Origin of the sequence: Hydrophilobacter chitinilyticus, assembly GCF_049860745.1 — a bacterium.
Classification (GTDB): Bacteria; Pseudomonadota; Gammaproteobacteria; order Burkholderiales; family Burkholderiaceae_C; genus Rhodoferax_B.
In genome coordinates this window covers 3,278,002-3,302,795 of record NZ_CP187561.1, presented here as the reverse complement: position 1 = coordinate 3,302,795, position 24,794 = coordinate 3,278,002, and the positions used below count along the sequence as shown (strand labels likewise).

Genomic DNA, 24,794 nt, shown 5'->3' with positions numbered 1-24,794 from the left:
CCCAGTTGCGGTGTGGCTGGTCACAACCGGTTGCCAAGCGCCCGTATCCCGTGCACGATATTGCTGCACTGCGGGAATCTCGTGCACCGCGTGCCCCGTGCGTTTTGAATCGGTTCAAGACGCATGCGACGCGGCACGAGGCAAGCGCAGGCTTAGGTTTCGTACACATGTTCTTCTTGTGGCCCCAGTTCCTCTGGCTGATGTTGGCGCTGCCGTTGCTGCTGGCGGCTTATGTGTGGCTGCTGCGGCGCAGGCGCAAATCGGCGCTGCGCTTTAGCAGCCTGGGCGTGGTGCGAGCGGCGGCGACCGGCCGTCAGTGGCGCCAGCACCTGCCACCCGCGTTGATGCTGCTGGCCTGCTCAGGGCTGCTGTTGGCGTCCGCGCGGCCCGTCACGCGCATCACGCTGCCTTGGTCCCGCTCTACCGTGATGCTGGCCATGGATGTGTCGCTCAGCATGCGGGTGACCGATGTGCTGCCCACGCGCATGGCCGCCGCGCAAGAAGCGGCGAAATCGTTCTTGCTCGAATTGCCCAAGGGGATTGAGGTCGGCCTGGTGACCTTTGCCGCCAGCAGCCAGGTGGTGCAGCCGGCTACGCGCGACCGCGATGCATTGGCCGCCGCCATTGACGCCTTTCAAATGCAGATGGGCACGGCCGTGGGCAATGCCATTGTGGTGTGCCTGTCGGAGCTGTTTCCCGAGCACCACCTCGATGTGGGCGACATGACGTTTGGGGGCCTGTCTCGAAGCACTTCTGGTAGCCGGGGACGCAGTTTGGACGAGAGCGCCAAACCGCCTCCGGCACAGATCGCCCCCGTACCCCCTGGTTCCTATGAATCGGCGGCCATCATTCTCCTGAGTGACGGTCGCCGCACCACCGGCATCGATACCCTGGCCGCGGCCAAGATGGCTGCCGACCGTGGCGTGCGCATCTACGCCATTGGCCTGGGCACGGTAGACGGCGAAGCTTCGGCGGCAGACGGCATGCCCATGTATTTAAAGCTCGACGAGCCCACGCTGCGCGAGGTGGCGCGGATGACGGGCGGCGAATACCACTACGCAGGCACCGCCAAAGAGTTGCGCGGCGTCTATGAAAAACTCGGTTCGCGGGTGCAGGTGCAGACCCGCGAAACCGAGGTTTCTAGCCTGATGGCTCTGGGCGCGGCCTTGTTGGCGCTGACAGCTGCGTTGCTGTCGCTGCGCTGGTTTGGCCGCGTAGCTTGAGCTTTTTATCGTTGGCTGGAAGCGCGGCGCGATGCTGCCACGCCCATGCCAGCCAGGGCCAGCACCACCAGCGCTAGGCTGGCCGGCTCGGGCACGGTGTTGGCCGAGGCTACGTCGAAGGTGATGGTGCCGAAGTTCCAAGTGCCGTCGAAAGCGCCTACGTTGTCGAAATACGAGTCGAAGAATTCGAGCCGCAGGATGCCGTCGCTGCCGACCATGAAGTTCAGGCCCAGCGCCACCAGATCAAAGCTGTCGCTGTAGGTGGCCGTGCCGAAATGGTCATCGTTGCCAAAGTTCAGCGCCACGCCAGAGGATTGCGTGCTATCGCTGAATTGCAGGCTCATCTCGGAGAGCCAACTGGGGTCTACCGAGGTGACGTTGACGGTGTAGCTGAATCCTTTGATTTCGGCGTTGGCACCGACGTTGATTTCTCGAACCGTGTTGGCGCTGGCGCCCAATTCACCCAGGCTTTTGATGCCAGCGACGTCAAAAGTCACGGGAATTGCTTGCGCCATCAGAGGCAGCAACGCCGCGAAAACGGGCACGGCAATGGCGCGCAGGGCGCGATGGAGTTGTTTCATGTTGATCAGTTTTAAGAGTTAAAGATGTGGCTTGAACAGGGCGTCAAACTCACTGTGGCTTGAACGAGGCAATGCTTGGCGAGCGGTACTTCAGCACCCACTTGATGGTCAACGGTGCGTTCAGCGTGCTGGCCGCAGACGTGCATTTGATGCCCGTCTTCAACGGGCCAGTAGGCGTGTTGTAGTCCACGTTCGCACTCACGTCGCTGGCGGTGCAACTGCTCAGGCCTTCCAGCGTGAAGCCGGTGACATCGCCGCTGGCAAAGCTGAAGCTGTTGCCCACCTGGGTCACGCCCGTGGAGAAGGTGCCGAATTCCAGCTCGATCTTGTTCACGCCCTGGTTGCCTGTGGGGGTGTAGGTGTCGATGCGGGTGATCTGGCCGGGCTCGAAGGTGTATTCGGTCTTTGAGGTGATGCGGGTGTCCTTCACAGGCTCGTTGCCGGTGGTGCGGTCCATCGCGTCTTGCGTGTAGTTCACCTTCAGCGTGGTGCCGACCTCCTGGGTTTGCACGTTCTTGATGTACGACGCCGGAATCAACGCCTGGTTGTTGCTCATGGTGAACTGCGGTTGCAGTTGCGGCCAACGCGTGTCGGCCACGCCCGAAAGCATGTTGTACGAGTGCGGCACCGCAAAGTACGGGTTGGTGCGGTGGTAGGTGGTGGCACCGTTGACCAGCGGCAGGTTGAACACGCGCAGGCCGTCGCGGTAGGTCACCAGGCCACGGTCGTAGGTGGCGGCGCCGCCATCAAACCCGGCAAACTTGGTGAGTGTGCTGCGCGGCAGGGTGTTCAGGTAGCTGACGAACTGGCCCGTGCCAATCGGCGCCTTGGTGCCGTAACCATCGGCGTTCCACAGGTTGGCGGTGTAGATGAGCTGGTGCGACAGGCTCAGGTTCTCGCCCAGAATGCGCGCCTTGCCACGGTACGAGTCGACGCGGCGGCCTTTCTCCCACATGTTGAGCGACTGCATTTCTTCGTCGTACCAAAACTCCACGTACTTGGCGGCAATGCGTGTGGCAAAGGCGTAGGCGATGTCTTTTTCTTCGGCGTTCAACACGTTGAGGTGGGCGGCAGCCGACAACACTTCAGTGAACGCGGTGTCGCCGTAAGCCGCCAGGCTGCGGCCGAACGACACGCCGTTGCCGGCCGGGTTGAGGTTGGCCTTGATCACGTCCACCGACTGGCGCAACCAGCCGCGCAGCAGGGCGGTATCGCCAGCCGAGGGCTCCATGCCGGTCTCGATCAGGCGCTGCATGATCTCGCCGATGAGCAAGATGCTGTAGCGGTCAAAGCGGCCACTGCCGTCGGTTTCATCCGAGAACCCAAAGGCCGAGAAGGTCTTGTAATGGTTCATCATTTTCTGCAGCAGCACTTCGCTGGCTTCGGCTGTTTCCCAGCCCAGCAAGTAGCGCAGGCGCGCAATGCTGAAGGCCACGCCGTAGTAGTTGGTCGGCAGGTTGATGAGTGAATAGTCAGGGCGCACAAAGGTGCGGAAGTCGAGCTTGGTGCGCAGCTTCTCCAGCGTGGCCGGGCTCACGGCTTGCTCCAGCAGGCCGGCCTTCTTCAGCTTGACCAGGGCCGATGTGTAGTAGTAGATGCCCCAGGACTCGTTGGTGGTGTCGACGGTGAAGTCGGCAATGTCCTTGTAGCCCGCCAGGTAGGCGGCAAATTTGGGATCGGTGGTGGGCGTATTGATCAGCAGGTAAGACATGCCTATGGCCACCTTGCCAGGCAGGAATTTGTCGCCGCTGTTGGCGGCAAACACCTTCACGCCGTCGATCTCGGTGTCCAGCCGCTGGGCCACCAGTTGGTCGAAAAACCGGTCGATCTGCGGCAGGATGCGCTTGGCGACGATGGTGTTCAGCGGTTGTTCGGACAGTGCCGGTTGCGCGGCGGCCACCAGCGGGTCAACCGGCGTGATCGGCTTGATGCTGCCGGTGCCGGTGCTGCCCTTGACGGCGCTGCCTTGTTCGTGCGCCAGGCTATCGGATGCGTCGCCGCCTCCGCCACAGCCGAGCAGGGCGGCAGTCGCCACGGTGCTCAGCAAAAACAGTCGATGCTTCACGTGCATTTGGGTCTCCTCCAATTTTTAAAGAGTCTGATAGTCAGATGTCGTACATCTAACCTGTTAACGATATCTTTACATTTGAGGTGACGTCAAGACGCACTGTTTAGGGGCATACCCTAGATTTTGGTGATCGATTGATATCTGTTATCGGATGGTTTGAAAGTGCCTGGATTTGGCAATACAGACTGCTTTGGTGTATCGATATTCAAAATCTGTGTCTGAAAATCAGTCAATTTCATACGCAGCAGCCTGGGCAGAGAAGGCTTTGCCCACGTCTCCTCTTTGCCATAACTCTCAGCTCCGAATGAGGGCGCAGATGGTTCTGAAGCTTTGAAACAAGTTATTGAAAGATAACGTTATCGCAACCGAATTCGCCGCCACGGCAAGAAATCAAATTCCATCATTTGCCGTTAACTTCCACAAAATTGATTCTTAGAGCGCTTAGCGTTTGATATCAGTCGATATCGTGAAAGCAGGGTTTCAGTGATTGACAGCTGATTTTTTGACCATAAATAATCGGGTCGTTGTATGACAACGTATGACATTTAGAGCTTTCAGGTCATTTCAAAAGGAGACGGTTTATGCAGGTGTCTTTGAGGTTCGCCCCAGCGGTACGCGCGGTGTTGGCCATTTCGGGTTTAGGGCTGGCACTGGGCAGCGCAGTCCAGGCTGCTACGTTCGTCTATGTGTCCAACGCCGACAGCCAAGACATTTCGGTGTTGGAACTCGACCGTAGCCAAGGTGTGGTGAAGCCCGTCGACCTGGTGCCCGTAGGCGGCATGGTGATGCCCATGGTGGTAAGTCAAGACAAGAAGTTCTTGTATGCCGCGTTGCGCTCGCAACCGTTTCGCGTCACCAGCTTCGCCATCGATGCATCCAACGGTAAGCTGAAGAAAATTGGCGAAGCTCCGTTGGCCGATAGCATGGCCAATATCGACCTTGATGCCACCGGCCGCTGGCTGTTCGCGGCCTCGTTCCCGGGCCACAAAATCACCGTCAACAGCATTGGCAAAGACGGCGCCGTCGGCGCGATCCAGCAGTTGATTCCAACCGCGCCGAATGCCCATGCTATCCATGCGGATGCGACCAACAAGTTCGTCGTGGCCACCAGCCTGGGCGGCGACAACGTGTCCATCTGGCGCTTTGATGCGGAGAAAGGCTTGCTCACGGCGAACGACCCCGCGCTGGTGTCCACCGCGCCGCAGTCGGGCGCACGTCACTTCTTGTGGGACAAGGCACAGCGTTACGCCTACCTGGTGAACGAAGTCGATGCTTCGCTCTACGTGTACGCCTGGGATGCTGCCAAGGGCACGCTGCGCGAGCTGCAGCGCACGACCACGCTGCCCGCAGGCTTTGCCGGCAAGCCATGGGCCGCCGACATGCATCTGACGCCAGACGGCAAATTCCTCTACGCCTCGGAACGCACCTCCAGCACCATCTCCACCTTCCGCGTCGACCCCAGCACCGGCTTGCTGCAGCCGCTGGGCCAAACCGCGACCGAGAAGACGCCGCGTGGCTTTGCGATCGACTCCACTGGCCGCTTCCTGGTGGCGGCAGGACAGGACTCACACAGCGTTTCGGTCTACACCATCGACGCCGCGACTGGTGCGCTCGGCACGCCGAACCGCTTGGCCGTAGGCAAGAACCCCAACTGGATCGAGATCGTCGATCTGCCTTGAGACCCGCCTCGTCCCCAGCTTTTTGAATTCAACACTCCAAGAGACAAGCATGAAAAAGATACTGACGACTCTTGCGCTGGGCTTTGCCGCCCTGGCCGCCAACGCACAAGCCTGGCCTGAAAAGGCGGTCACGCTGATCGTGCCTTTCCCACCCAGCGGCTCCACGGACCAGGTCGCCCGCGCCGTGGGCCCCAAGCTGACCGACAAGTACAAACAGTCGTTCTTGATCGACAACAAGCCCGGGGCCACCGGCACCATTGGTGCGGCGTTTGTGAAGCGCGCTGCACCCGACGGCTACACCTTTCTTGTGACCTCGCTCGGGCCACTGGTGATCGTGCCGCATTTGCTCAAGGGCATGCAGTATGACCCGTTGAAAGACTTTGACCTGGTGACGGTGGCGGTGCAATCGGCCAACGTATTGGTGGTGCCGCCGAACTCGCCGCACAAAAGCGTGGCCGACGTCATCGCCTACCAAAAAGCCAACCCCGGCAAGATGACGTTTGCGTCTGCAGGCAATGGCTCCAGCGACCACCTGACCGCCGAGTTGTTCTGGCAGCAGACTGCCACCAAGGGCATCCACGTGCCCTACAAGGGCGGCGCACCCGCGCAGACCGACGTGATGGGCGGGCAGGTCGATGCCTCGTTCCAGAACATCAACGCCGTGGCGCAGTACATCAAGGGCGGCAAGATGCGTGCGCTGGCCATCACCAGCCCCAAGCGCTCACCCGTGTTGCCCGATGTGCCCACGCTGGCCGAGGCAGGCGTGAGTGGTGTGGAAGTCGCCTCCTGGCAAGCCATCGTGGCGCCCAAGGGACTGCCACCCGCAGTGCTGCAAAAGGCGCACGCCTCGTTTGTCGAGGCGCTGAACGACCCGAAGGTGAAGGAGCAATTCACCTCCATCGGTTTTGAGATGGTGGCCAACACACCGGCGGAATTTGCTGCTTTCCAGCAAGCCGAATACGCGCGCTGGAAGAAGGTCATCGAGACCGGCAAGATCACCATTGAATGAGGAACTGACGCATGTCCGAGACCACTGCCGACAGCATCACCTGGATCCGTATCGCCTCGTGTTATCTGCCGCTGGCCAACCCGATCAGCGATGCCAAAGTGTTGACCGGCCGGCAAAAGCCGATGACCGAGATTGCGATGCTGTTCGTCGAAATCGAAACCAAGGATGGCCACCGGGGCCTGGGTTTCAGCTACTCGAAACGCGCCGGCGGGCCGGGCCAGTTTGCGCATGCCAAAGAAGTGGCGCCCGCGCTGATGGGCGAAGACCCGAGCGACATCTCCAAGCTGTGGACCAAGCTTTGCTGGGCCGGCGCGTCGGTAGGGCGCAGCGGCATGGCGGTGCAGGCCATCGGCGCATTTGACGTGGCGTTGTACGACCTGAAGGCGCGGCGTGCGGGTTTGTCGTTGTCGAAACTGCTGGGCTCGCAGCGCGACTCGGTGCAGTGCTACAACACCTCGGGCGGTTTCTTGCACACGCCGCTGGACCAGTTGCTGGTCAACACTGCGGCCTCGCGCGAGCGCGGCATTGGCGGCATCAAACTCAAGGTGGGGCAACCGGACCGAGCGCTCGACATCAAGCGCGTGGAGGCCGTGCGCAAGCACCTGGGCGACGACATGCCGTTGATGGTTGACGCCAACCAGCAATGGGATCGGCCTACAGCCCAGCGCATGTGCCGCATCCTCGAACAATACAACCTCGTGTGGATCGAAGAGCCGCTGGACGCCTACGACTTCGAAGGCCACGCCGCGTTGGCCGCGCAGTTCGACACTGCCATTGCCACTGGCGAAATGCTGACCAGTGCGGCTGAGCACGGCGAGCTTATCCGTCACCGCGCGGCCGACTACCTGATGCCCGATGCGCCGCGCGTGGGCGGCATCACGCCATTCTTGAAGATTGCGGGCCTGGCCGAACATGCCGGTTTGAGCCTGGGCCCGCACTTCGCCATGGAACTGCATGTGCACCTGGGTGCGGTCTACGCTACCGAGCCGTGGGTGGAACATTTTGATTGGCTGGAGCCGCTGTTCAACGAGCGCCTGGAAATCAAAAATGGCCGCATGTTGGTGCCAACCCGGCCCGGCTTGGGCTTGAGCCTGAGCGAGCAGGCCAAAGCCTGGACGCGCGAAGAGATCGAGATTGGCAAACGGCATTGAGCCGTTGAGTGCATAACCAAGAAAAAAGCCGGGAGCGATTGCTCCCGGCTTTTTGCATTCAAGTTTCGCTAAAACTCAGTGGTTGTCCTTAGGCACAAACGCGCCACGCTGGCCCACCAAAAAGTCCAAGTCCGCCCCCTGGTCGGCTTGCAGCACATGGTCCACGTAGAGCTTCCAGTAGCCAGATTTGAGTTGTGGCTCCAGTGGCAACCAGAGCGCCAGTCGGCGCTTCAACTCTTCATCGCTGATGAGCAACTGCATCCGGCGCTCGGGCACGTTCAGTTCGATCATGTCGCCGTTTTGCACAATGGCCAGCGGGCCGCCGGCGGCCGCTTCAGGCGTGGTGTGCAGCACCACGGTGCCGTAGGCGGTGCCGCTCATGCGCGCGTCGCTGATGCGCACCATGTCGGTAATGCCTTTGCGCAGCACTTTGGGTGGCAGCGGCATATTGCCCACTTCGGCCATGCCGGGGTAGCCTTTGGGGCCGCAGTTCTTCAGCACCAGGATGCAGTTTTCGTCCACGTCGAGGTTTTCGTCGTCGATGCGTTTGTGGAAATCGGTGCTGTCTTCAAACACCACGGCGCGGCCGGTGTGCACCATCAGTGCCGGGGTAGCAGCACTTGGTTTGATGACGGCGCCGCGCGGCGCGAGGTTGCCACGCAGAATCGCAATGCCGGCTTTCTCTTTGAAGGGCTCGTCAAACTTCTTGATCACGCGCGGGTCGTAGTTTTCCGCGTCGGCAATGTTCTCAGCCACGGTTTGGCCGCTCACGGTGACGATGTCTCGGTGCAGCAGGTGCTGGATTTCCTTCATCACCACCGGCAGGCCACCGGCGTAGCAGAAGTCTTCCATCAAATGTTCGCCAGAAGGCTGCAGGTTCACCAGGCAGGGTAATTCGCTGCCCAGACGCTCAAAGTCGTCGATGCTCAACTCCACGCCCAGGCGACCGGCGATGGCAATCAAGTGGATCACCGCGTTGGTCGAGCCGCCGATGGCCGCCAGTGTGCGGATGGCGTTCTCGAAGGCTTCACGCGTCAGCACCTCGCCGATCTTCTGGTCGGTGTGCACCATCTCGACGATGCGGCGGCCTGCGTTGCGCGCCAGCACGTTGCGGCGGCCGTCGACGGCGGGGTAGGCGGCGTTGCCGGGCAGGCCAATGCCCAAGGCCTCCACCATGCTAGCCATGGTGGAGGCCGTGCCCATGGTCATGCAGTGGCCGTGGCTGCGGTGCATGCAGCTCTCGGCTTCAAAAAAGTCTTGCAGCTTCAGGGTGCCGGCGCGCACTTGCTCGCTCATGCTCCACACGCCGGTGCCCGAGCCCAACTCCTGGCCGCGCCATTTGCCGTTGAGCATGGGGCCGCCAGACACGCCAATGGTCGGCAGGTTGGCGCTCGAGGCGCCCATCAACAATGCGGGCGTCGTTTTGTCGCAGCCCATCAGCAGCACTACGCCGTCGATGGGGTTGCCCCGAATGCTTTCTTCCACATCCATGCTGGCCAAGTTGCGGTAAAGCATAGCGGTGGGACGCAGAAGGGTTTCGCCCAGCGACATCACCGGGAATTCGAGGGGAAAGCCACCGGCTTCATACACACCAATCTTCACTTGCTCGCCCAAGGTGCGGAAGTGGCTGTTGCAAGGGGTGAGTTCGCTGAAGGTGTTGCAGATGCCGATGACGGGGCGGCCATCAAACTGGTCGTGTGGCACACCTTTGCCCTTGACCCAACTGCGGTAGGCAAAACCGTCTCGGTCCTGGCGACCAAACCATTGCTGGCTGCGTAATTCTGATGGTTGTTTCCGTGGTTTTTGGCTCATGGTTTTATGGGGCTGTGGAGTGATGACGAAAAGGCCGTGTGCGATGCATCTTTTGTTATGGATTTCCCTAAGTCATTGTCAAGACTAAGAAATTCATCCATTTGAAACATATCATATGATGATTGATGGCAAATCTACACACGCGAAATGCTTGAAATCCGAGGCACCCGATGGTGCTTCAAAACTTCACGTTTAGCTTGCGGGTTTTTCCTATAGTTGGGGGATTCAATCGTCATATGATAAGAATCAGTTTTTGACGAATTCGATTGTTTTAAGTGGTTCTGGCGCGGCCTTCGGCGCTATACCCAAAAGGAAGAAAAAGTGTCCAAACCCGATATCCTGGTCGTTGCCAAACTCTGGCCTCCGCTGATGGAAGCACTGCAAGCCGAGTTCACCGTGCACGACCGTATCCATGAATCCGACCCAGCTGCTTTTGCCGCCATCGCCCCGCGCATCCGTGGCATTCAGGCCAATGGCGAATCGAAGGTGCCCCGCGCGCTGATCGACCAACTGCCGGCACTCGAAGTCATCACCGTGTTTGGTGTGGGTTACGACGGCGTTGATGTGGCTGCCGCCACCGAGCGCGACATTCCTGTTACCAACACGCCTGACGTGCTGACCGACGACGTGGCCGACATGGGCATCACCTTGATGCTGTCGATTGCTCGCCGTGTGCCGCATGCCGACAAGTTTGTGCGCGCCGGCCTGTGGCCTAACGGGCCCATGCCTTTGGCGCGCAAGGTCACGGGCGCACGCTTGGGCATCGTGGGTCTGGGCCGCATCGGCCAAGCCATTGGCAAGCGGGCTGAAGGCTTTGGCATGTCGATCGCGTACACCACCCGTACCCAGCGCACCGATACCGCGTACACCTATTACCCCAGTGCTGCGGCGCTGGCGGCCGAGGTCGACTTTCTGATGGTCATCACGCCCGGTGGTGCAGCCACACGTGGCTTGATCAACGCCGAAGTGCTGAAGGCCTTGGGTCCGAACGGTTTCCTGATCAACGTGGCGCGTGGCACGGTGGTCGACCAGCCAGCGCTGATCCAGGCGCTGCAAAACAACGTGATCGCGGGTGCCGCGCTCGACGTGTTCGATGGCGAGCCTAGCGTGCCTGAAGAATTGCGCGTGCTCGACAACGTGGTGCTGACGCCGCACATTGCCAGTGCCACCTGGCAAACGCGCCGCGCCATGGCGGATCTGGCCTTTGGCAACCTGCAAGCGCACTTCAGCGGCAAGCCGCTGTTGACGCGCGTGCCGGGTTGATCTGAGCGCATACGGGTTTCCCCAAGGCGTTTCAAGGGTATCTCCCAGAGCCACAGGCCCTCAGTTTTTTTGATGATCGCCCATCCCGAGTAACCGTCCATGATCATTAAAAACGTACACGGCAACACTGTCGACTTTCTGGGTGAAGCCATCGTTGCAGGGCGCTACCCGGTGGGCGGTGCGGTGCCGCCCGAACCGGTGCTGTGCGAAGAGCTGGGCGTGAGCCGCACGGTGGTCCGCGAGGCCATCAAATCGCTGGTGGCCAAGGGCATGATCCACACCGGACCGAAGGTGGGCACACGGGTGCTGCCATCCGACGACTGGAATTGGTTTGATGCCGATGTGATTGCCTGGCAGGCCAAGACCGGTTTGTCGCCCGAGTTCATTCGCGACTTGCAGGACCTGCGCCGCGTGGTGGAGCCCGCAGCGGTGTGCCTGGCAGCCAGCCGGGCGACGGCCGAAGACATTGCCAGTATTGAAGAAGCCTACGCAGGCATGAAGCGCGCGGTGACGCAGGGCGGTGATTACGTCACCTACGACCTGCGTTTTCACCAGGGGTTGCTGCGGGCTTCGCACAACCGCATGTTGATCCAGATGAGCAAGGCGCTTGGTGCCTTGTTGCGCACCAGTTTTGAAATTTCGACCATTAAAAAAGATGGTCCTCGCAAGTCCTTGCCATTGCACCGGGCGGTGCTTGATGCAGTGGCAAAGAAGGATGTCGCTCAGGCGGAGCAGGCCATCCTGGTCTTGATCGATGGTGCACACGACGACATCGAACAAGTCCTGGCGGCCCGGCGGCGCCTGCCGCGGCTGAGTAAACCGGCTCCGGTGCTGAAGGCGGCTTAAGCGCTGCAGCAGCACGGGATCGGATGGGTTTTCAACCACCACAGTGAGGAGACATAAAGATGAAATTTAAATTGGTCGCCACGGCGGCACTCATGGCTGCGGGGCTGATTGCCTCAGGTCATGCGTCCGCGCAAGAAAAATTGACCGTCTTCTGGGTCAAGGGCTTCTATAAAGCCGAAGATGACGCCTTGTTCGAGGCCATCAAGAAGTTCGAAGCCAAGTACAAGGGTGTGAAGGTTGAGCTTTCACAGTACCCCGTGCAAGACATGATTCCGAAGACCGTGGCGGCCATGGACTCGGGCAGCCCACCAGATGTGGCCTACGCCGACGTCTATGACTTCCAGGTCACAGCCAAGTGGGCTTACGAAGGCAAGCTGGAAGACATCTCCAGCGTGATCAGCCCGTCGCTGTCGCGCTTTGCACCGAACACGGTGGAGACCACTTTCCTCTACAACGATACGACGAAGAACCGCGCGTACTACGCATTCCCGATCAAGCAGCAGACGATGCACATCGAATACTGGATCGACATGCTGACCGCTGCCGGCTTCAAGGAAAGCGACATCCCCACCGGCTGGAAAGACTACTGGAGCTTCTGGTGCGACAAGGTGCAGCCGGCCAGCCGCAAGGCCACGGGTAACCGCGACTTCGGTATCGGTCAACCCATGGGGGTGGACGCGTCCGACTCGTTCTACTCGTTCCTGACCTTCATGGACGCCTACAACGTCAAGCTGGTGAACGATAGCGGCAAGCTGCTGGTCGATGACCCAGCCGTGCGCACCGGCCTGATCAACGCCATCACCGATTACGTGGCGCCGTACCAAAAGGGTTGCACACCACCGTCGTCCACCAGCTGGAAGGACCCCGACAACAACGTTGCCTTCCACAACAAGACGACGGTGTTGACACACAACGCCACCATCTCCATTGCCGCCAAGTGGCTCGACGACGCCAACAACGCTGCGCTCACACAAGCGCAACGTGACGAGGCCAAGCTGAACTACACGCAGCGCATCCGTACCGCTGGCTTCCCCAACAAGCCTGATGGCACGAAGATGGTCTACCGCACGGCGGTGAAGACGGGCGTGGTGTTCAAGGATGGGAAGAACAAGAAGCGTGCGAAGGAATTCGTCGCATTCTTGCTGGAAGAGGAAAACCTGACGCCGTACGTGGAAGGCTCCCTGGGCCGCTGGTTCCCTGTGACCAAGGCTGCACAGCAACGTCCGTTCTGGAAGGCTGACCCACATCGCCTGTCGGTCTACAACCAGTACGCCGCCGGCACCGTGCCGTTCGAGTTCACCAAGAACTACAAGTTCACCGTCCTGAACAACGAAAACGTTTGGGCCAAAGCGATGAACCGCGTCATCAACGACAAGATCCCCGTGGACAAGGCCGTTGATGAAATGATTGCCCGGATCAAAGTCGTAGCCCAGTAAGCACGAGCCCTGTACCCCGCGGCCGTCAGCCCGCCCATGTGGGCGGCGGCTGCGGGGGTGCCCGCTCGCCAGAACACTATGAATCAAGCTACTGTTTCAGCCCCCAACATACCCGTGGCGAAGTCCGTCAAAAAGGATTCCTCGTGGCAGTTCTGGGGCCGGATGTTCGTCATCCCATATCTTTTGGTCTTTCTGGCGTTTGTGCTGTACCCCATCGGCTATGGCCTGTGGTTGGCACGTTCTCCCTCAAGTTACGAGCACCTTTTTGAAGACCCCATTTTCTTCCGTGCGCTGATCAACACGGTGGTCTTCTTGTTTGTGGCCATTAACGTGAAGATGGTCGCGGCCCTGATTCTTTCGGGTTTCTTCGTCACCGAGCGCTGGTGGATCAAGATCGTCTCGCTGATCTTCATCTTGCCTTGGGCCTTGCCGTCGATTCCCACCATTCTGTCGATCCGCTTCATGCTCAACCCCGAGTGGGGCGTGATCAACTCGACCATCTTCCGTTATACCGGGCTGGACGGCCCGAACTGGCTCAACGACCCGATCCTGGCGTTGTCGCTGTCCATGCTGACGCACATCTGGAAGTCGCTGCCGTTCTGGACGCTGATTCTGGTGGCCGGCCGCCTGGCCATCCCTAGCGAGCAATACGAAGCCGCGTCGGTGGACGGTGCCACTTCCTGGCAGAAGTTCCGCTTCATCACCTGGCCGTCGATGCGTAACCTCTATCTCACCTCCACCATCCTGTCGATGATCTGGACGCTGGGCGACTTCAACAGCGTCTACCTGCTGACGGGCGGTGGCCCCGCCGACCAGACCCATGTGCTGGCTACGCTGGGTATTCGTTACTTGCGCCTGGACATGGTGGACCTGTCGATGGCGTCCATCGTGGTGGCCTTGCCGCTGATTTTCCCGTTGGTCTACTTCATGATGAAAAGGTTGTCGAAATGAAGCGCTGGAGCCTGCGGGCCATTACCACCGAAGCCAAGCTGCTGCTGATCGGCATCCCGGTCCTGCTGTGGACGCTGATCCCGGTCTACCACATGGTGTTGTTTGCGTTGTCGCCCAAGGATTCGGCCACCTCTGGCCGCCTGTGGCCCAAGCAAGTCACGCTCGACAACTTCCGCATCGTGTTCGAGCGCAAGCACTTCTACCTTGACCACTTCTGGGTGCAACTGGGTAACTCACTGATCATCGCCTTGTCGGTCGGAGCGCTCACGCTGATCGTGTCGACCTGCGCGGCGTTTGCCATCAGCCGCCTGAAGGTGCGCGGCGGGCGCACGGTGCTGAACATGGCCCTGGTGACGTACTTCATTCCGGCTGCATTCCTGGCCGTGCCGATGTACAAGACCATGGGCAACTACGGGCTGCTCAACAGCCAGTGGTCGCTGATTCTGGCCATGGTGACCATCGCCTCGCCGTATTGCATCTGGGTGCTGAAGCAGGCCTCCGACAAGCTGCCGTACGAGCTGGACGAAGCCGCCAAGATGGACGGCGCCTCGGCCCTGCAACTGTTCCGCCTGGTGTATTTGCCGCTGATGGTGCCGTCACTGGTCGCTGTGGGCACCTATGCCTTGCTGCTGGCCTGGAACGAGTACCTGTATGCGTTCCTGCTGCTGTCCAACGACCGTAGCGTGACGCTGGCCGTGGCGCTGGGCAACTTCCTGGCGGCAGACGATTCGCCTTGGGAATTGCTCATGACCACCGGCTTGATCTACGCCTTGCCGCCTGCGGCCATTTACTACACCTTCAAACGCTACATGGTTTCCGGGCTCACAGCCGGTGCCGTGAAGAGCTAATCCAAGTTAGAAAAAGAGGAAAGCCCCATGGCATCCGTATCGTTCAAGAACGTTCAGAAGAGTTTTGGCAAGGTCAACATCATCCACGGCATCAGCTTCGACATCACTGATGGTGAATTCGTGGTGCTGGTGGGCCCATCGGGTTGCGGCAAATCCACGCTGCTGCGCATGCTGGCAGGCCTGGAAGACATCAGCGGCGGCGAGATCGCCATCGACAGCAAGGTGGTGAACGATCTGGACTCCAAGGATCGCGATATTGCGATGGTGTTCCAGAGCTACGCGCTGTATCCGCACATGACAGTGGGTGAAAACATGGCCTTCAGCCTGCGTCTGCGCAACGCCGATGCCGAGTTGACCAACCAGCGCGTCAGCAACGCCGCGCGTATCTTGAACCTGGACAAACTGCTGGACCGTTATCCCCGCGAGTTGTCTGGCGGCCAGCGCCAACGCGTGGCCATGGGCCGCGCCATCGTGCGCGATCCCAAGGTGTTCTTGTTTGACGAGCCGCTGTCCAATCTGGATGCAAAGCTACGCGTGGCGATGCGTGCCGAAATCAAGGCGCTGCACCAACGGCTGAAGACCACCACCGTCTACGTGACGCACGACCAGATCGAAGCCATGACCATGGCCGACCGCATTGTGGTGATGCACGATGGCATCGTCGAACAAATCGGCACGCCACTTGAATTGTTCGACCGTCCGGGTAACCTGTTCGTGGCGCAGTTCATCGGCTCGCCGTCGATGAACGTGTTGCAAGGCAAGCTGCGCCGTGCCGACGGCCAAAGCTGGGTGGAGGCCGAGGGCGCGAAATGGCCCGTGGCGCAGTTGTCGCAAGGCCAGGACGGGCAGGGCGTGCACTACGGCGTGCGCCCCACCGACATCACTTTTGGCGACAGCAGCAACGGCATTGCCGCCAAGGTGATCGTGGTCGAGCCCACGGGCGCCGAGACCGAACTGCTGGTGCAAGTGGGCGAGTCGCGCCTGGTGGTGGTGATGCACGGCCGCACCGATGCCAAGGCTGACGATACGGTTTACCTGCGCGTCGACACACCCAAGACCCATCTGTTTGACCAGGGCACAACCAAGCGCCTGGAATGAGCCAAAAGACGGACGCAGAGCCTAGTAAAGTCACGCGAATGTCTTCTATAAAACCCATTTCATCGCGCCCCATTCTGGTGGTCATGGGCGTCAGCGGTTGCGGTAAAAGCACGGTGGGCGTCGAGCTCGCCAAAGCCCTGGATGTGCCATATCTCGAAGGTGACGACTTTCACTCGGTAGAGAACGTCGCTCGCATGGCCGCCGGCACGCCTTTGACCGATGAAGACCGCCAAGGCTGGCTCGGTATTCTGTCGCAGCGGCTACAGCTTGCTGCGCAGCAAAACCAGGGGCTGGTGTTGTCGTGTTCTGCACTTAAACACCGCTACCGCGACGTGTTGCGCCAGGGCGCAGCCGATCTCGGGCTGGTCTACCTGCATGGCGACAGATCGGTGCTGATGGAGCGCATGAAAAGCCGTGGCAAACACTACATGCCGTCGTCATTGCTCGACTCGCAATTGCAGACGCTGGAGCCACCCAGTGCAGACGAGGGCGCCTTGGCGTTCTCGGTAGAGCGCCCGGTGGCTGAGATCGTCTCCAGCGTATTGGCCGCCGTGGCGGCCGCCACGTTTCCGCCCCATCACAAACACTCTACATGACAGCAGACAACAACTCCCTTATGCAATCGTTCCGGCTGGATGGGCGCATCGCACTGGTCACCGGCTCATCGGCCGGCATTGGCCTGGCCCTGGCGCGTGGCTTGGGCCAAGCCGGTGCCACCGTGGTGCTGAACGCACGCCGTGCTGACAAGCTGGCCGAGGCCGAAGCGCTGTTGCGTGCCGAAGGCCTGCAAGTGCACGCCAAGGCATTTGACGTGACCGTGCCAGGTGCGGCCCAAGCGGCGGTGGCCGAGATCGAGCAATCCATCGGCCCGATTGAAATCTTGATCAACAACGCTGGCATGCAACGCCGTGGCCCGCTGCAGGACTATGAGGCGGCGCATTGGTCAGAGCTGATGCGCACCAACCTCGACAGCGTGTTTTTGGTGGGGCAGGCCGTGGCGCAGCGGATGATTCCGCGCGGGCACGGCAAGATCATCAACATCTGCTCGGTGCAAAGCGAACTGGGCCGGCCCGGCATTGCGCCGTATGCAGCCAGCAAGGGCGCGGTGAAGATGCTCACCAAGGGCATGGCGATCGACTGGGGCCCGCACGGCATCAACGTCAACGGCATTGGCCCCGGCTACTTTAAAACCGAGCTGAACGAGAAACTTGTGGCCGACCCCAAGTTCAGCGAGTGGCTGACCGGGCGCACGCCTAGTCGCCGTTGGGGCGACGTGGAAGAACTGGCCGGTGCGGCGGTCTTCTTGTCCAGCGATGCCTCGCGCTTCGTCAACGGGCATATTTTGTATGTCGACGGCGGCGTGACGGCTCAACTCTAAATATCTACTTTATGACCACCTTCAACAAAGTCATTCTTTTCACCGACACCGATGGCGTCGCCAAATTCCGTGAAGAAGCGGTTCCATTGAGCGAAGGCAATCCGCAAGCGTTGTTGTCCGCCCTGGCACCTTCCGGCGGCTACCAGTTGCGCCACAGCCCGGTGGGTTTTCGCAGCCAGTTCCACTGCACGGTGACGACGCAGTGGGTGGTGATTCTGCAAGGGCAGATGGAAATCGGCCTGCAAGACGGCACCTCGCGCATCTTCAGCCCTGGTGAGCATTTCTATTCCGCCGACGTATTGCCCGCAGGTGCCGCGTTTGACCCCAAGGTGCACGGCCACTGGAGCCGGCAGGTGGGTGACGTACCGCTGCAGACGCTGTTTGTGCGTGACTGAGCGCCACGCAGAATGACAAAAGGGGCCGTACGCAAGTACCGGCCCCTTTTGTTTGGGTGAAACGCCGCCGGTAAGGGCAGCGTTGTGCGATGGATGGCTTAGCGAGCGAAGCCGCCGCCAGAACCACCGCGACCACCGGAGCCGCCACGGCCACCGCCGCCGCTACGGCCGCCACCACCACCGTAACCGCCACCGCCGCTGCGGTTGCCGCCACCATAACCGCCACCACCGCCGCCGCCAAAGCTGCGGCGACCGCGATCGGCCATCATGTCGACGCTGGTGCGCATCGGGTCAGGTTGACCACCGGCAGGACGCGGGGCAGGGCCCGAACGGCCGCCCAGCGTTGCGGTGCGGGTGGGGTCCGGCTGGCGTGCGCCGCCACCTTGACCACCACCGTAACCGCCTTCGCCGCGCTGACCGCCGAAGCGTTGTTGGCCATGGCCTTGACCACCACCTTGGCCGCCGCCTTGACCAGGGCCACGTGGGCCACGGCCGCCGCGACCTTGTGCTGGTGGGCGTGGGCCGCGTGCATCACCGGCGCCTTGGCCTTCGCCACGATCAGCGCGGTCGGCACGGTCACCACGGCCTTCAGGACGACGACCGCCGCCACCATTGCCGCCGCCACCGCCTTGGGTGCCCTTGTTGTCGCGGATGCGTTGCATCATTTCGGAGCGAGCGGCCTTGGCAGCGGCTTGCATCACGTCGCGGCTTGGCGGCTTGCCAGCGCCGCCCCAGATGGTTTGGCGACCCATGGCAATAGGCTCAGCCTTTTCGCCAGCTTCAGGGCCAAAGCCTTCCACCACTTGCACAGCGATGTCTTGCTTGGTGAAGCGTTCGATATCTTGCATGAAACCTTCTTCGTCCATGCACACCAGGTTGACGGCAGCACCTTCGGCACCTGCGCGGCCGGTACGGCCGATGCGGTGCACGTAGTCTTCGCAGACGTTCGGGATTTCGTAGTTCACCACGTGTGGCAACTCGTCAATGTCGATACCGCGTGCGGCGATGTCGGTGGCCACCAGAGCGCGGATATCGCCGCTCTTGAAGCCTTGCAAGGCTTGCGTACGGGCCGATTGGCTCTTGTTGCCGTGCAGCGCCATGGCAGAGATACCGTTCTTCGTCAGGAACTCGGCCACGTTGTTGGCGCCGAACTTGGTGCGCGTGAACACCAGCACCTGGCTCCAGTTGTGCTGCTGGATGATGTGCACCAACAAAGCCTTTTTCTTGCCGCGGCCCACGGGGTGGATCACTTGCGTGATGCGTTGCACCGTGGTGTTGCGCGGCGTGACTTGCACGCTTTGTGGGTTTTTCAGCAGCGAAGAGGCGAGTTCGCGGATTTCGTCGCTGAAGGTGGCCGAGAACAGCAGGCTTTGCTTTTCTTTGGGCACAGCGGCCAGCACCTTCTTCACGTCATGGATGAAACCCATGTCGAGCATACGGTCGGCTTCGTCGAGCACCAGCATTTGCACTTGGCCCAGATCCAGCACGCCTTGTTGCAGCAGGTCGAGCAGGCGGCCAGGGGTGGCCACCAGAATGTCCACGCCTTTTTTGACGCGGTTGATTTGCGGGTTCATGCCTACGCCGCCGAAGATCACGGTAGACGTGAGTTTCAGGTTCTTGCCGTAGGTTTGCACCGATTCTTCGACCTGGGCGGCGAGTTCACGGGTGGGGGTCAGCACCAGGGCGCGAATGCCCTTGCCGCCGAATTTGTTTTGCACAGGCTCGCCAATGCTCAGGCGGTGCAGCAGGGGCAGGGTGAAGGCAGCCGTTTTGCCGGTGCCGGTTTGGGCGCCGCCGAGCAGGTCATGGCCGGCGAGCACGAGAGGAATCGATTGGGCCTGGATAGGCGTTGGCGAGGTGTAGCCTTGCTCTTGCACGGCCTCCAGAATGGCTGGGGCCAGATTCAGTTCTTCAAAGTTCATGTTGTTGCGCCCGTCCGGGGCGCTTGGACGTCTGGCCTATCGCTCGCATCGTGGACGCGGGCACCAATCAAAGGCAGACAAGATTCAAAGGAAATGGATACAAAACAGGGTGTTTTGACCCCCAGCCATGTGCTGGTGTCGCAGTCAATTGGAATTCTGCAACCCCCGTATTGTCGCATGCTGGGATAATCCCCAATTAATCATTTCTGATTTATCCGAGTTTCGGCAGAAATTTCCTTCCTCATCCACACACATACAACACCCAACACGCAAAGATGGCCCAATACGTTTTCTCCATGAATCGCGTCGGCAAGATCGTGCCGCCCAAGCGCCACATTCTCAAAGACATTTCCCTGAGCTTCTTCCCAGGCGCCAAGATCGGCGTGCTCGGGACCAATGGCTCGGGCAAGTCGACCCTGCTGAAAATCATGGCCGGCATCGACAAGGAGATCGAAGGCGAAGCCACCCCGATGGCGGGCCTGAACATCGGCTACCTGCCGCAAGAGCCCCAGTTGGACCCGACCCAAACCGTGCGTGAAAGCGTGGAAGCGGCCATGGGCAAAGTGTTTGCTGCCAAGGCACGCCTGGAAGAGGTGTACACCGCCTACGGCGAAGAAGACGCTGACTTTGACGCCCTGGCTGCCGAACAGGCCGAGCTGGAAGCCATCATCGCCACCGCCGGCACCGATTCTGAGCACCAACTCGAAATCGCCGCCGACGCGCTGCGCCTGCCGCCGTGGGACGCCAACATCGGCGTGTTGTCCGGTGGTGAAAAGCGCCGCGTGGCGCTATGCCGCCTGCTGCTGAGCAAGCCCGACATGCTGTTGCTTGACGAACCCACCAACCACTTGGACGCCGAATCGGTGGACTGGCTGGAGCAATTCCTGCAGCGCTACTCGGGCACCGTGGTGGCCATTACCCACGATCGCTACTTCCTGGACAACGCGGCTGAGTGGATTTTGGAACTCGACCGTGGCTCCGGCATTCCGTACAAGGGCAATTATTCCGATTGGCTGACGCAAAAGGGCGCACGCCTGGAAGCCGAACAAAAGGGTGAAGAAGCCCGTGCCAAGGCCTTGAAGAAGGAATTGGAATGGTCGCGCCAGAACCCCAAGGCGCGCCAGGCCAAGAGCAAGGCGCGTCTGGCCCGCTTCGAAGAATTGAGCGATTACGAATACCAAAAGCGCAACGAGACCAACGAAATCTTCATCCCCGTGGCCGACCGCTTGGGCAGCCAAGTGATCGAGTTCAAGGGGGTGAGCAAGTCGTTTGGCGACCGTTTGCTGATCGACAATCTGAGCTTCAACATTCCTGCAGGCGCCATCGTCGGCATCATCGGCCCGAACGGCGCCGGTAAGTCGACCTTGTTCAAGCTGATTGCCGGCAAGGAACAACCAGATTCCGGTGAAGTGGTCATCGGCTCCACCGTGAAGATGGCGTTTGTTGACCAGCACCGTGACGACCTGGCCAACGAGAAGACAGTCTGGGAAGACATCTCCGGTGGTCTCGACATCATCAACGTGGGCAAGTTCCAGATGGCCAGCCGTGCGTATTGCGGCCGCTTCAACTTCAGCGGTGGCGACCAGCAGAAGAAGGTTGGCATGCTCTCCGGCGGTGAACGCGGACGCCTGCATTTGGCCAAGACATTGCTGGCGGGCGGCAACGTGCTGATGCTTGACGAACCGTCCAACGACTTGGACGTGGAAACCCTGCGCGCGTTGGAAGACGCGTTGCTGGAATTCGCCGGCACCATGCTGGTGATCTCCCACGATCGTTGGTTCCTGGACCGTATCGCCACGCACATCCTCGCCGCCGAAGGCGACAGCCAATGGACCTTCTTCGACGGCAACTACCAAGAGTACGAAGCCGACAAGAAGAAGCGTCTGGGCGAAGAAGGCGCCAAGCCCAAGCGCATGCGCTACAAGGCGTTGAAGTAAGGCTTTGAACTAAACCTTTGACATAAGGTTTTGATAGCAGCTTACGCTTGCTGTCATTGCGCTAAGCGGCAATATCCTTAAAGGGTATTGCCGCTTTTTTATGGATAGAAGCGCGAAGTGGGCGTTACGCGTTCTGCGGCACCGCCGCTTCACGCTCGTCGGCCCAGGCTTCCAACGTGTCCAGGGGCAACGGGCGGGCAAACAAATAGCCCTGGTAGGCATCGCAGCCCTCGTGCAGCAAAAACGCATGTTGCTCGGCGGTTTCCACGCCTTCGGCAATCACGTTCAGGCCCAGCACGCGCGCCAGAGCGATCACGGTGCGCGCAATGGCGGCGTCGTTCGGGTCATTGAGCAGGTCGCGTACAAAGGATTGGTCAATCTTCAACTGGTCTAGCGGGAGCAGCTTCAGGTAAGCCAGTGACGAGTAGCCCGTGCCAAAGTCGTCAAGGGAAAAGCCAACGCCTTGCTCTTGCAGCAGATCCATCTTGGCGATGGTGTCGTCTAGGTCGTTCAGCAGCATGGTTTCGGTCAGCTCCAGCTTCAAGCGACGCGGGTTGGCGCCCGTGTCGCGCAGCACCTGGCGCACGTCCTCCACAAAATCAATCTGCCGGAACTGGCGCGCGCTGACGTTGACTGCCAGCGTCCACGCTTGGCGCATGGGATGGTGTGCCCACTCGGCCAACTGGGTGCAGGCTTGCTGTAGCACCCATTGGCCCAGCATTAGGATCTGCCCGGTTTCTTCGGCCAGCGGAATGAAGGAAGACGGCGGAACCATGCCACTGACGGGGTGGGCCCAGCGCAGCAATGCCTCGACGCCAATGACGCGGCCACTACCGTCCACCTGGGGCTGGTAGTGCAGCAGAAACTGCTGTTGGCTGATGCCTTGGCGGATATCGGCTTCGAGCGCCACGCGCGCGTTCACCACCGTCTGCATATGCGGGTCGTAGAACAGCATGGTGTTGCGCCCGGCGGCTTTGGCCTGGTACATCGCCAGATCGGCTTGCTTCAGTAGTTCGTCGGTGGTCTGGGCCTGCCCGTCGTACAGGGTGATGCCGATGCTTGGCGTGATGTGGAACTCACGACCCACCAGGGTGTAGGGCTGGTTTAACGACTGCAGCACTTTCTCGCCAACGTGGATCACATGTGCGGCGGCGGTGGTCTCATCGGCATCCAGTTCGTCGATCATCATCACAAATTCGTCGCCGCCCAAGCGGGCCACGGTGTCGGCCTTGCGCACACATTCGCTCAGGCGCTGGGCCACCAACTGCAGCAATAGGTCGCCTACATCGTGCCCCTGGGTATCGTTCAACGCCTTGAAGTTGTCCAGGTCGATGAACAGTAACGCGCCCCGCTGATGGCTGCGCGCGCAACTGGTGAGCGACACACGCAGCCGCTCCAGCAGCAAGCGCCGGTTGGGCAACTGGGTGAGGGCGTCGTAGAACGCGAGTTTGCGGATTTCGTCTTCGGTCGCCTTGCGCTGGGTGATATCGGAAAAGGTGTTGACGAAGTGGGTGATGTGCCCGCCTTCGCCGCGCACGGCTGTCACCGTGCGCATGTCGGGGTAGATGTCGCCGTTGCGTCGACGGTTCCATATCTCGCCGCGCCACGAGCCTGCGTCAATCACGGTCTGCCACATGTGGGCGTAAAACGCGGTGTCGTGGCGACCCGAATTGAGGAAGTTCAGGCTCTTGCCCAATGCTTCTTCCTGGCTGTAGCCGGTGATGTCGGTAAACGCCGGATTCACCTTGATGATCAGCTTGTCGGCATCGGTGATCGCCATGCCCTGGTTGGCGTCGAAGGCGGTGGCGGCCACGCGCAGGTCCGTCTCGGTTTGCTTGCGTGCGGTGACGTCGCGCGCCAGCACAATGAAACGCTGAGATTGATCGGGGTCAGGTGGCTTGGCCGCCACCGAAATGTCGAACCACGCGGTGCCGTGGGACATCTGCATCTGGAACTGCTGCCCATCAGAGCGCCCGTTGCGCTGCGCCTGCTGCAGCGACAACAGTACTTTTTGTGTCGCCTCGGGCGGCAGCAGTTCGCTCACGTGGCGGCCCACACTTTTCTTCAACTCCTCCAGGCTGGGCTGCAGGTATGGTGCAGTGGAAGGCACGTGGTAGTCGTGGCAGATGCCGTTCAGGTCCAGCTCGAACATCAGGTCAGGGATGGCGTCGAGAGTGGCTTGCAGCTTGTTTTGCGCCACAAAAATTTGGCTGGTGCGCTTTTGCACCTGCCGTTCCAAGCCTTTTTCGTGGCGCTTCAGCCGCACCAGAAGCAGCGTCAAGTAGCTGAGCAACAGGCTCACCGCCACGCCCAGGCCAAATTTGCGCGCCACACCAGCGGGGTCGGCCCATCCCTTGATCGGTGCCACACTCAGCACCCAATTGCCGTTGGGGAGGTTGATTTCACGGTCCACCGGGTCAACCAATGCTTCGCTGCGGGCACCCTCGGTGGGCGGCGCGGCATCCTCGGCTGTGACCGAGGTGGCTATGGTCTGGCGTGCGCCCGAGTTGGGCATGATGCGCCACAACGCATAGTGCAGCCCGTGCTCGCTCATGCTGTCCAGCCGTGCGCTCGACAGGGCTTCAGGAAAACGCATCACCACGTACGAAAAGCCCCAAAACTCGATATTGCCTTCCGGGTTGGGCATGAAGATGGGTTGTCGCCCTACGGCCCCCAATCCGCCTTGCACCAGATTGAACGGGCCGGCCAGTGTGAGCTGCTTGGTCGTGATGGCCTGCCGTGCCTCGGGGCCTTGTATCGGGTCTTTCAAGGCATCGAAGCCAATGGAGCGTTCGTTGCCAGCCAGCGGCACCAATTGGCGGATGACGCCCCCCGGCGCCAGCCCGAGGATCGAGGCACCTGGGTAAAGTGCGCGCATTTCTTCGGCAACGGCCGTGAAATTGGGAAAACTGCCGCGGCTTTGGCGTACCAGTGCCGCCAGGGCATAGGTACTGGAGAGCGTGCGTTCCAGGGTTACCTGAATGGCATGCGCGTGGTCGGCCGCAAGGGCATCGACACGTTGCCGGTTCTCGGTGCGGCGCAATGCATCCAGCTCCAGGGTGACATAGGCCGAACACACCAGCGACAACACCAAGGTGAGCCATGGCAGCCAGCGTGCCAGACGCGGTAGGTCGACCGCCGCGGGAGGCTGGGCATCTACCAACGCAGAGGACGGAGGGGCTGCATCCACGGCTTGG

Annotated in this window: 19 protein-coding genes; 14 read left to right on the top strand and 5 right to left on the bottom strand. The window is 60.6% G+C overall.

Annotated features, from left to right (window positions below; translation table 11 throughout):
• Window positions 1-167 precede the first annotated feature (167 nt).
• Complete coding sequence (locus ACPWMG_RS14650) at window positions 168-1,223, top strand: VWA domain-containing protein (RefSeq protein WP_483300225.1); 1,056 nt, start codon at window positions 168-170, stop codon at window positions 1,221-1,223.
• A gap of 5 nt (window positions 1,224-1,228) precedes the next feature.
• Here the strand turns inward: ACPWMG_RS14650 and ACPWMG_RS14645 are convergent, their stop codons facing one another.
• Window positions 1,229-1,804, bottom strand: coding sequence for a PEP-CTERM sorting domain-containing protein (locus ACPWMG_RS14645; RefSeq protein ID WP_483300224.1), 576 nt, complete (start codon window positions 1,802-1,804; stop codon window positions 1,229-1,231).
• Between the two features lie 49 nt (window positions 1,805-1,853).
• Window positions 1,854-3,875, bottom strand: coding sequence for a hypothetical protein (locus ACPWMG_RS14640; RefSeq protein WP_483300223.1), 2,022 nt, complete (start codon window positions 3,873-3,875; stop codon window positions 1,854-1,856).
• 578 nt (window positions 3,876-4,453) lie between these two features.
• Here ACPWMG_RS14640 and ACPWMG_RS14635 point away from each other — a divergent pair.
• From ACPWMG_RS14635 to ACPWMG_RS14625, 3 genes are read left to right on the top strand one after another with little or no spacing between them, the layout of a single operon-like run.
• Window positions 4,454-5,551, top strand: coding sequence for a lactonase family protein (locus ACPWMG_RS14635; RefSeq protein WP_483300222.1), 1,098 nt, complete (start codon window positions 4,454-4,456; stop codon window positions 5,549-5,551).
• A 49-nt stretch (window positions 5,552-5,600) separates the two neighbouring features.
• Window positions 5,601-6,560: a Bug family tripartite tricarboxylate transporter substrate binding protein gene (locus ACPWMG_RS14630; protein WP_483300221.1), complete on the top strand. Its 960-nt coding sequence runs from the start codon at window positions 5,601-5,603 to the stop codon at window positions 6,558-6,560.
• Between the two features lie 11 nt (window positions 6,561-6,571).
• Window positions 6,572-7,711 (top strand): L-talarate/galactarate dehydratase, encoded by a 1,140-nt coding sequence (locus ACPWMG_RS14625; RefSeq protein ID WP_483300220.1) that lies wholly within the window; start codon window positions 6,572-6,574, stop codon window positions 7,709-7,711.
• A 75-nt stretch (window positions 7,712-7,786) separates the two neighbouring features.
• Here the strand turns inward: ACPWMG_RS14625 and ACPWMG_RS14620 are convergent, their stop codons facing one another.
• Window positions 7,787-9,523, bottom strand: a complete 1,737-nt coding sequence (locus tag ACPWMG_RS14620; RefSeq protein ID WP_483300219.1) for an IlvD/Edd family dehydratase — start codon at window positions 9,521-9,523, stop codon at window positions 7,787-7,789.
• A gap of 369 nt (window positions 9,524-9,892) precedes the next feature.
• Here ACPWMG_RS14620 and ACPWMG_RS14615 point away from each other — a divergent pair, with 369 nt between their 5' ends.
• From ACPWMG_RS14615 to ACPWMG_RS14575, 9 genes are all read left to right on the top strand, one after another.
• Complete coding sequence (locus ACPWMG_RS14615) at window positions 9,893-10,786, top strand: 2-hydroxyacid dehydrogenase (protein WP_483305251.1); 894 nt, start codon at window positions 9,893-9,895, stop codon at window positions 10,784-10,786.
• Window positions 10,787-10,888: 102 nt separating this feature from the next.
• A complete protein-coding gene (locus ACPWMG_RS14610) occupies window positions 10,889-11,632 on the top strand; it encodes a FadR/GntR family transcriptional regulator (protein ID WP_483305250.1) in 744 nt (247 codons plus the stop codon).
• A 59-nt stretch (window positions 11,633-11,691) separates the two neighbouring features.
• Entirely contained in the window at window positions 11,692-13,068 is a 1,377-nt protein-coding gene (locus ACPWMG_RS14605; protein WP_483300218.1) for an ABC transporter substrate-binding protein, read from the top strand.
• A gap of 78 nt (window positions 13,069-13,146) precedes the next feature.
• Window positions 13,147-14,019 carry a carbohydrate ABC transporter permease gene (locus ACPWMG_RS14600; RefSeq protein WP_483300217.1) on the top strand — a complete coding sequence of 291 codons (873 nt, stop codon included), beginning with the start codon at window positions 13,147-13,149 and terminating at the stop codon, window positions 14,017-14,019.
• Window positions 14,016-14,867 (top strand): carbohydrate ABC transporter permease, encoded by an 852-nt coding sequence (locus tag ACPWMG_RS14595; RefSeq protein ID WP_483300216.1) that lies wholly within the window; start codon window positions 14,016-14,018, stop codon window positions 14,865-14,867. Before ACPWMG_RS14600 ends, ACPWMG_RS14595 begins: the two co-directional genes overlap by 4 nt.
• Window positions 14,868-14,894: 27 nt before the next feature.
• Window positions 14,895-15,965, top strand: a complete 1,071-nt coding sequence (locus ACPWMG_RS14590) for an ABC transporter ATP-binding protein (protein WP_483300215.1) — start codon at window positions 14,895-14,897, stop codon at window positions 15,963-15,965.
• Between the two features lie 38 nt (window positions 15,966-16,003).
• Entirely contained in the window at window positions 16,004-16,561 is a 558-nt protein-coding gene (locus ACPWMG_RS14585) for a gluconokinase (RefSeq protein ID WP_483300214.1), read from the top strand.
• Complete coding sequence (locus ACPWMG_RS14580) at window positions 16,558-17,343, top strand: SDR family oxidoreductase (protein WP_483300213.1); 786 nt, start codon at window positions 16,558-16,560, stop codon at window positions 17,341-17,343. The genes ACPWMG_RS14585 and ACPWMG_RS14580 overlap by 4 nt, the downstream gene beginning before the upstream one ends.
• An 11-nt stretch (window positions 17,344-17,354) precedes the next feature.
• Complete coding sequence (locus ACPWMG_RS14575; protein ID WP_483300212.1) at window positions 17,355-17,738, top strand: cupin domain-containing protein; 384 nt, start codon at window positions 17,355-17,357, stop codon at window positions 17,736-17,738.
• 98 nt (window positions 17,739-17,836) lie between these two features.
• Here ACPWMG_RS14575 and ACPWMG_RS14570 read toward each other — a convergent pair whose 3' ends face one another.
• Window positions 17,837-19,660, bottom strand: a complete 1,824-nt coding sequence (locus ACPWMG_RS14570; protein ID WP_483300211.1) for a DEAD/DEAH box helicase — start codon at window positions 19,658-19,660, stop codon at window positions 17,837-17,839.
• 275 nt (window positions 19,661-19,935) lie between these two features.
• Between ACPWMG_RS14570 and ettA the strand changes: the two genes are divergently transcribed.
• On the top strand, window positions 19,936-21,597 hold the full coding sequence (ettA, locus tag ACPWMG_RS14565; protein WP_483300210.1) for an energy-dependent translational throttle protein EttA: 1,662 nt from the start codon (window positions 19,936-19,938) through the stop codon (window positions 21,595-21,597).
• A 124-nt stretch (window positions 21,598-21,721) separates the two neighbouring features.
• Here the strand turns inward: ettA and ACPWMG_RS14560 are convergent, their stop codons facing one another.
• Window positions 21,722-24,787, bottom strand: a complete 3,066-nt coding sequence (locus tag ACPWMG_RS14560; RefSeq protein ID WP_483300209.1) for a bifunctional diguanylate cyclase/phosphodiesterase — start codon at window positions 24,785-24,787, stop codon at window positions 21,722-21,724.
• Window positions 24,788-24,794 lie beyond the last annotated feature (7 nt).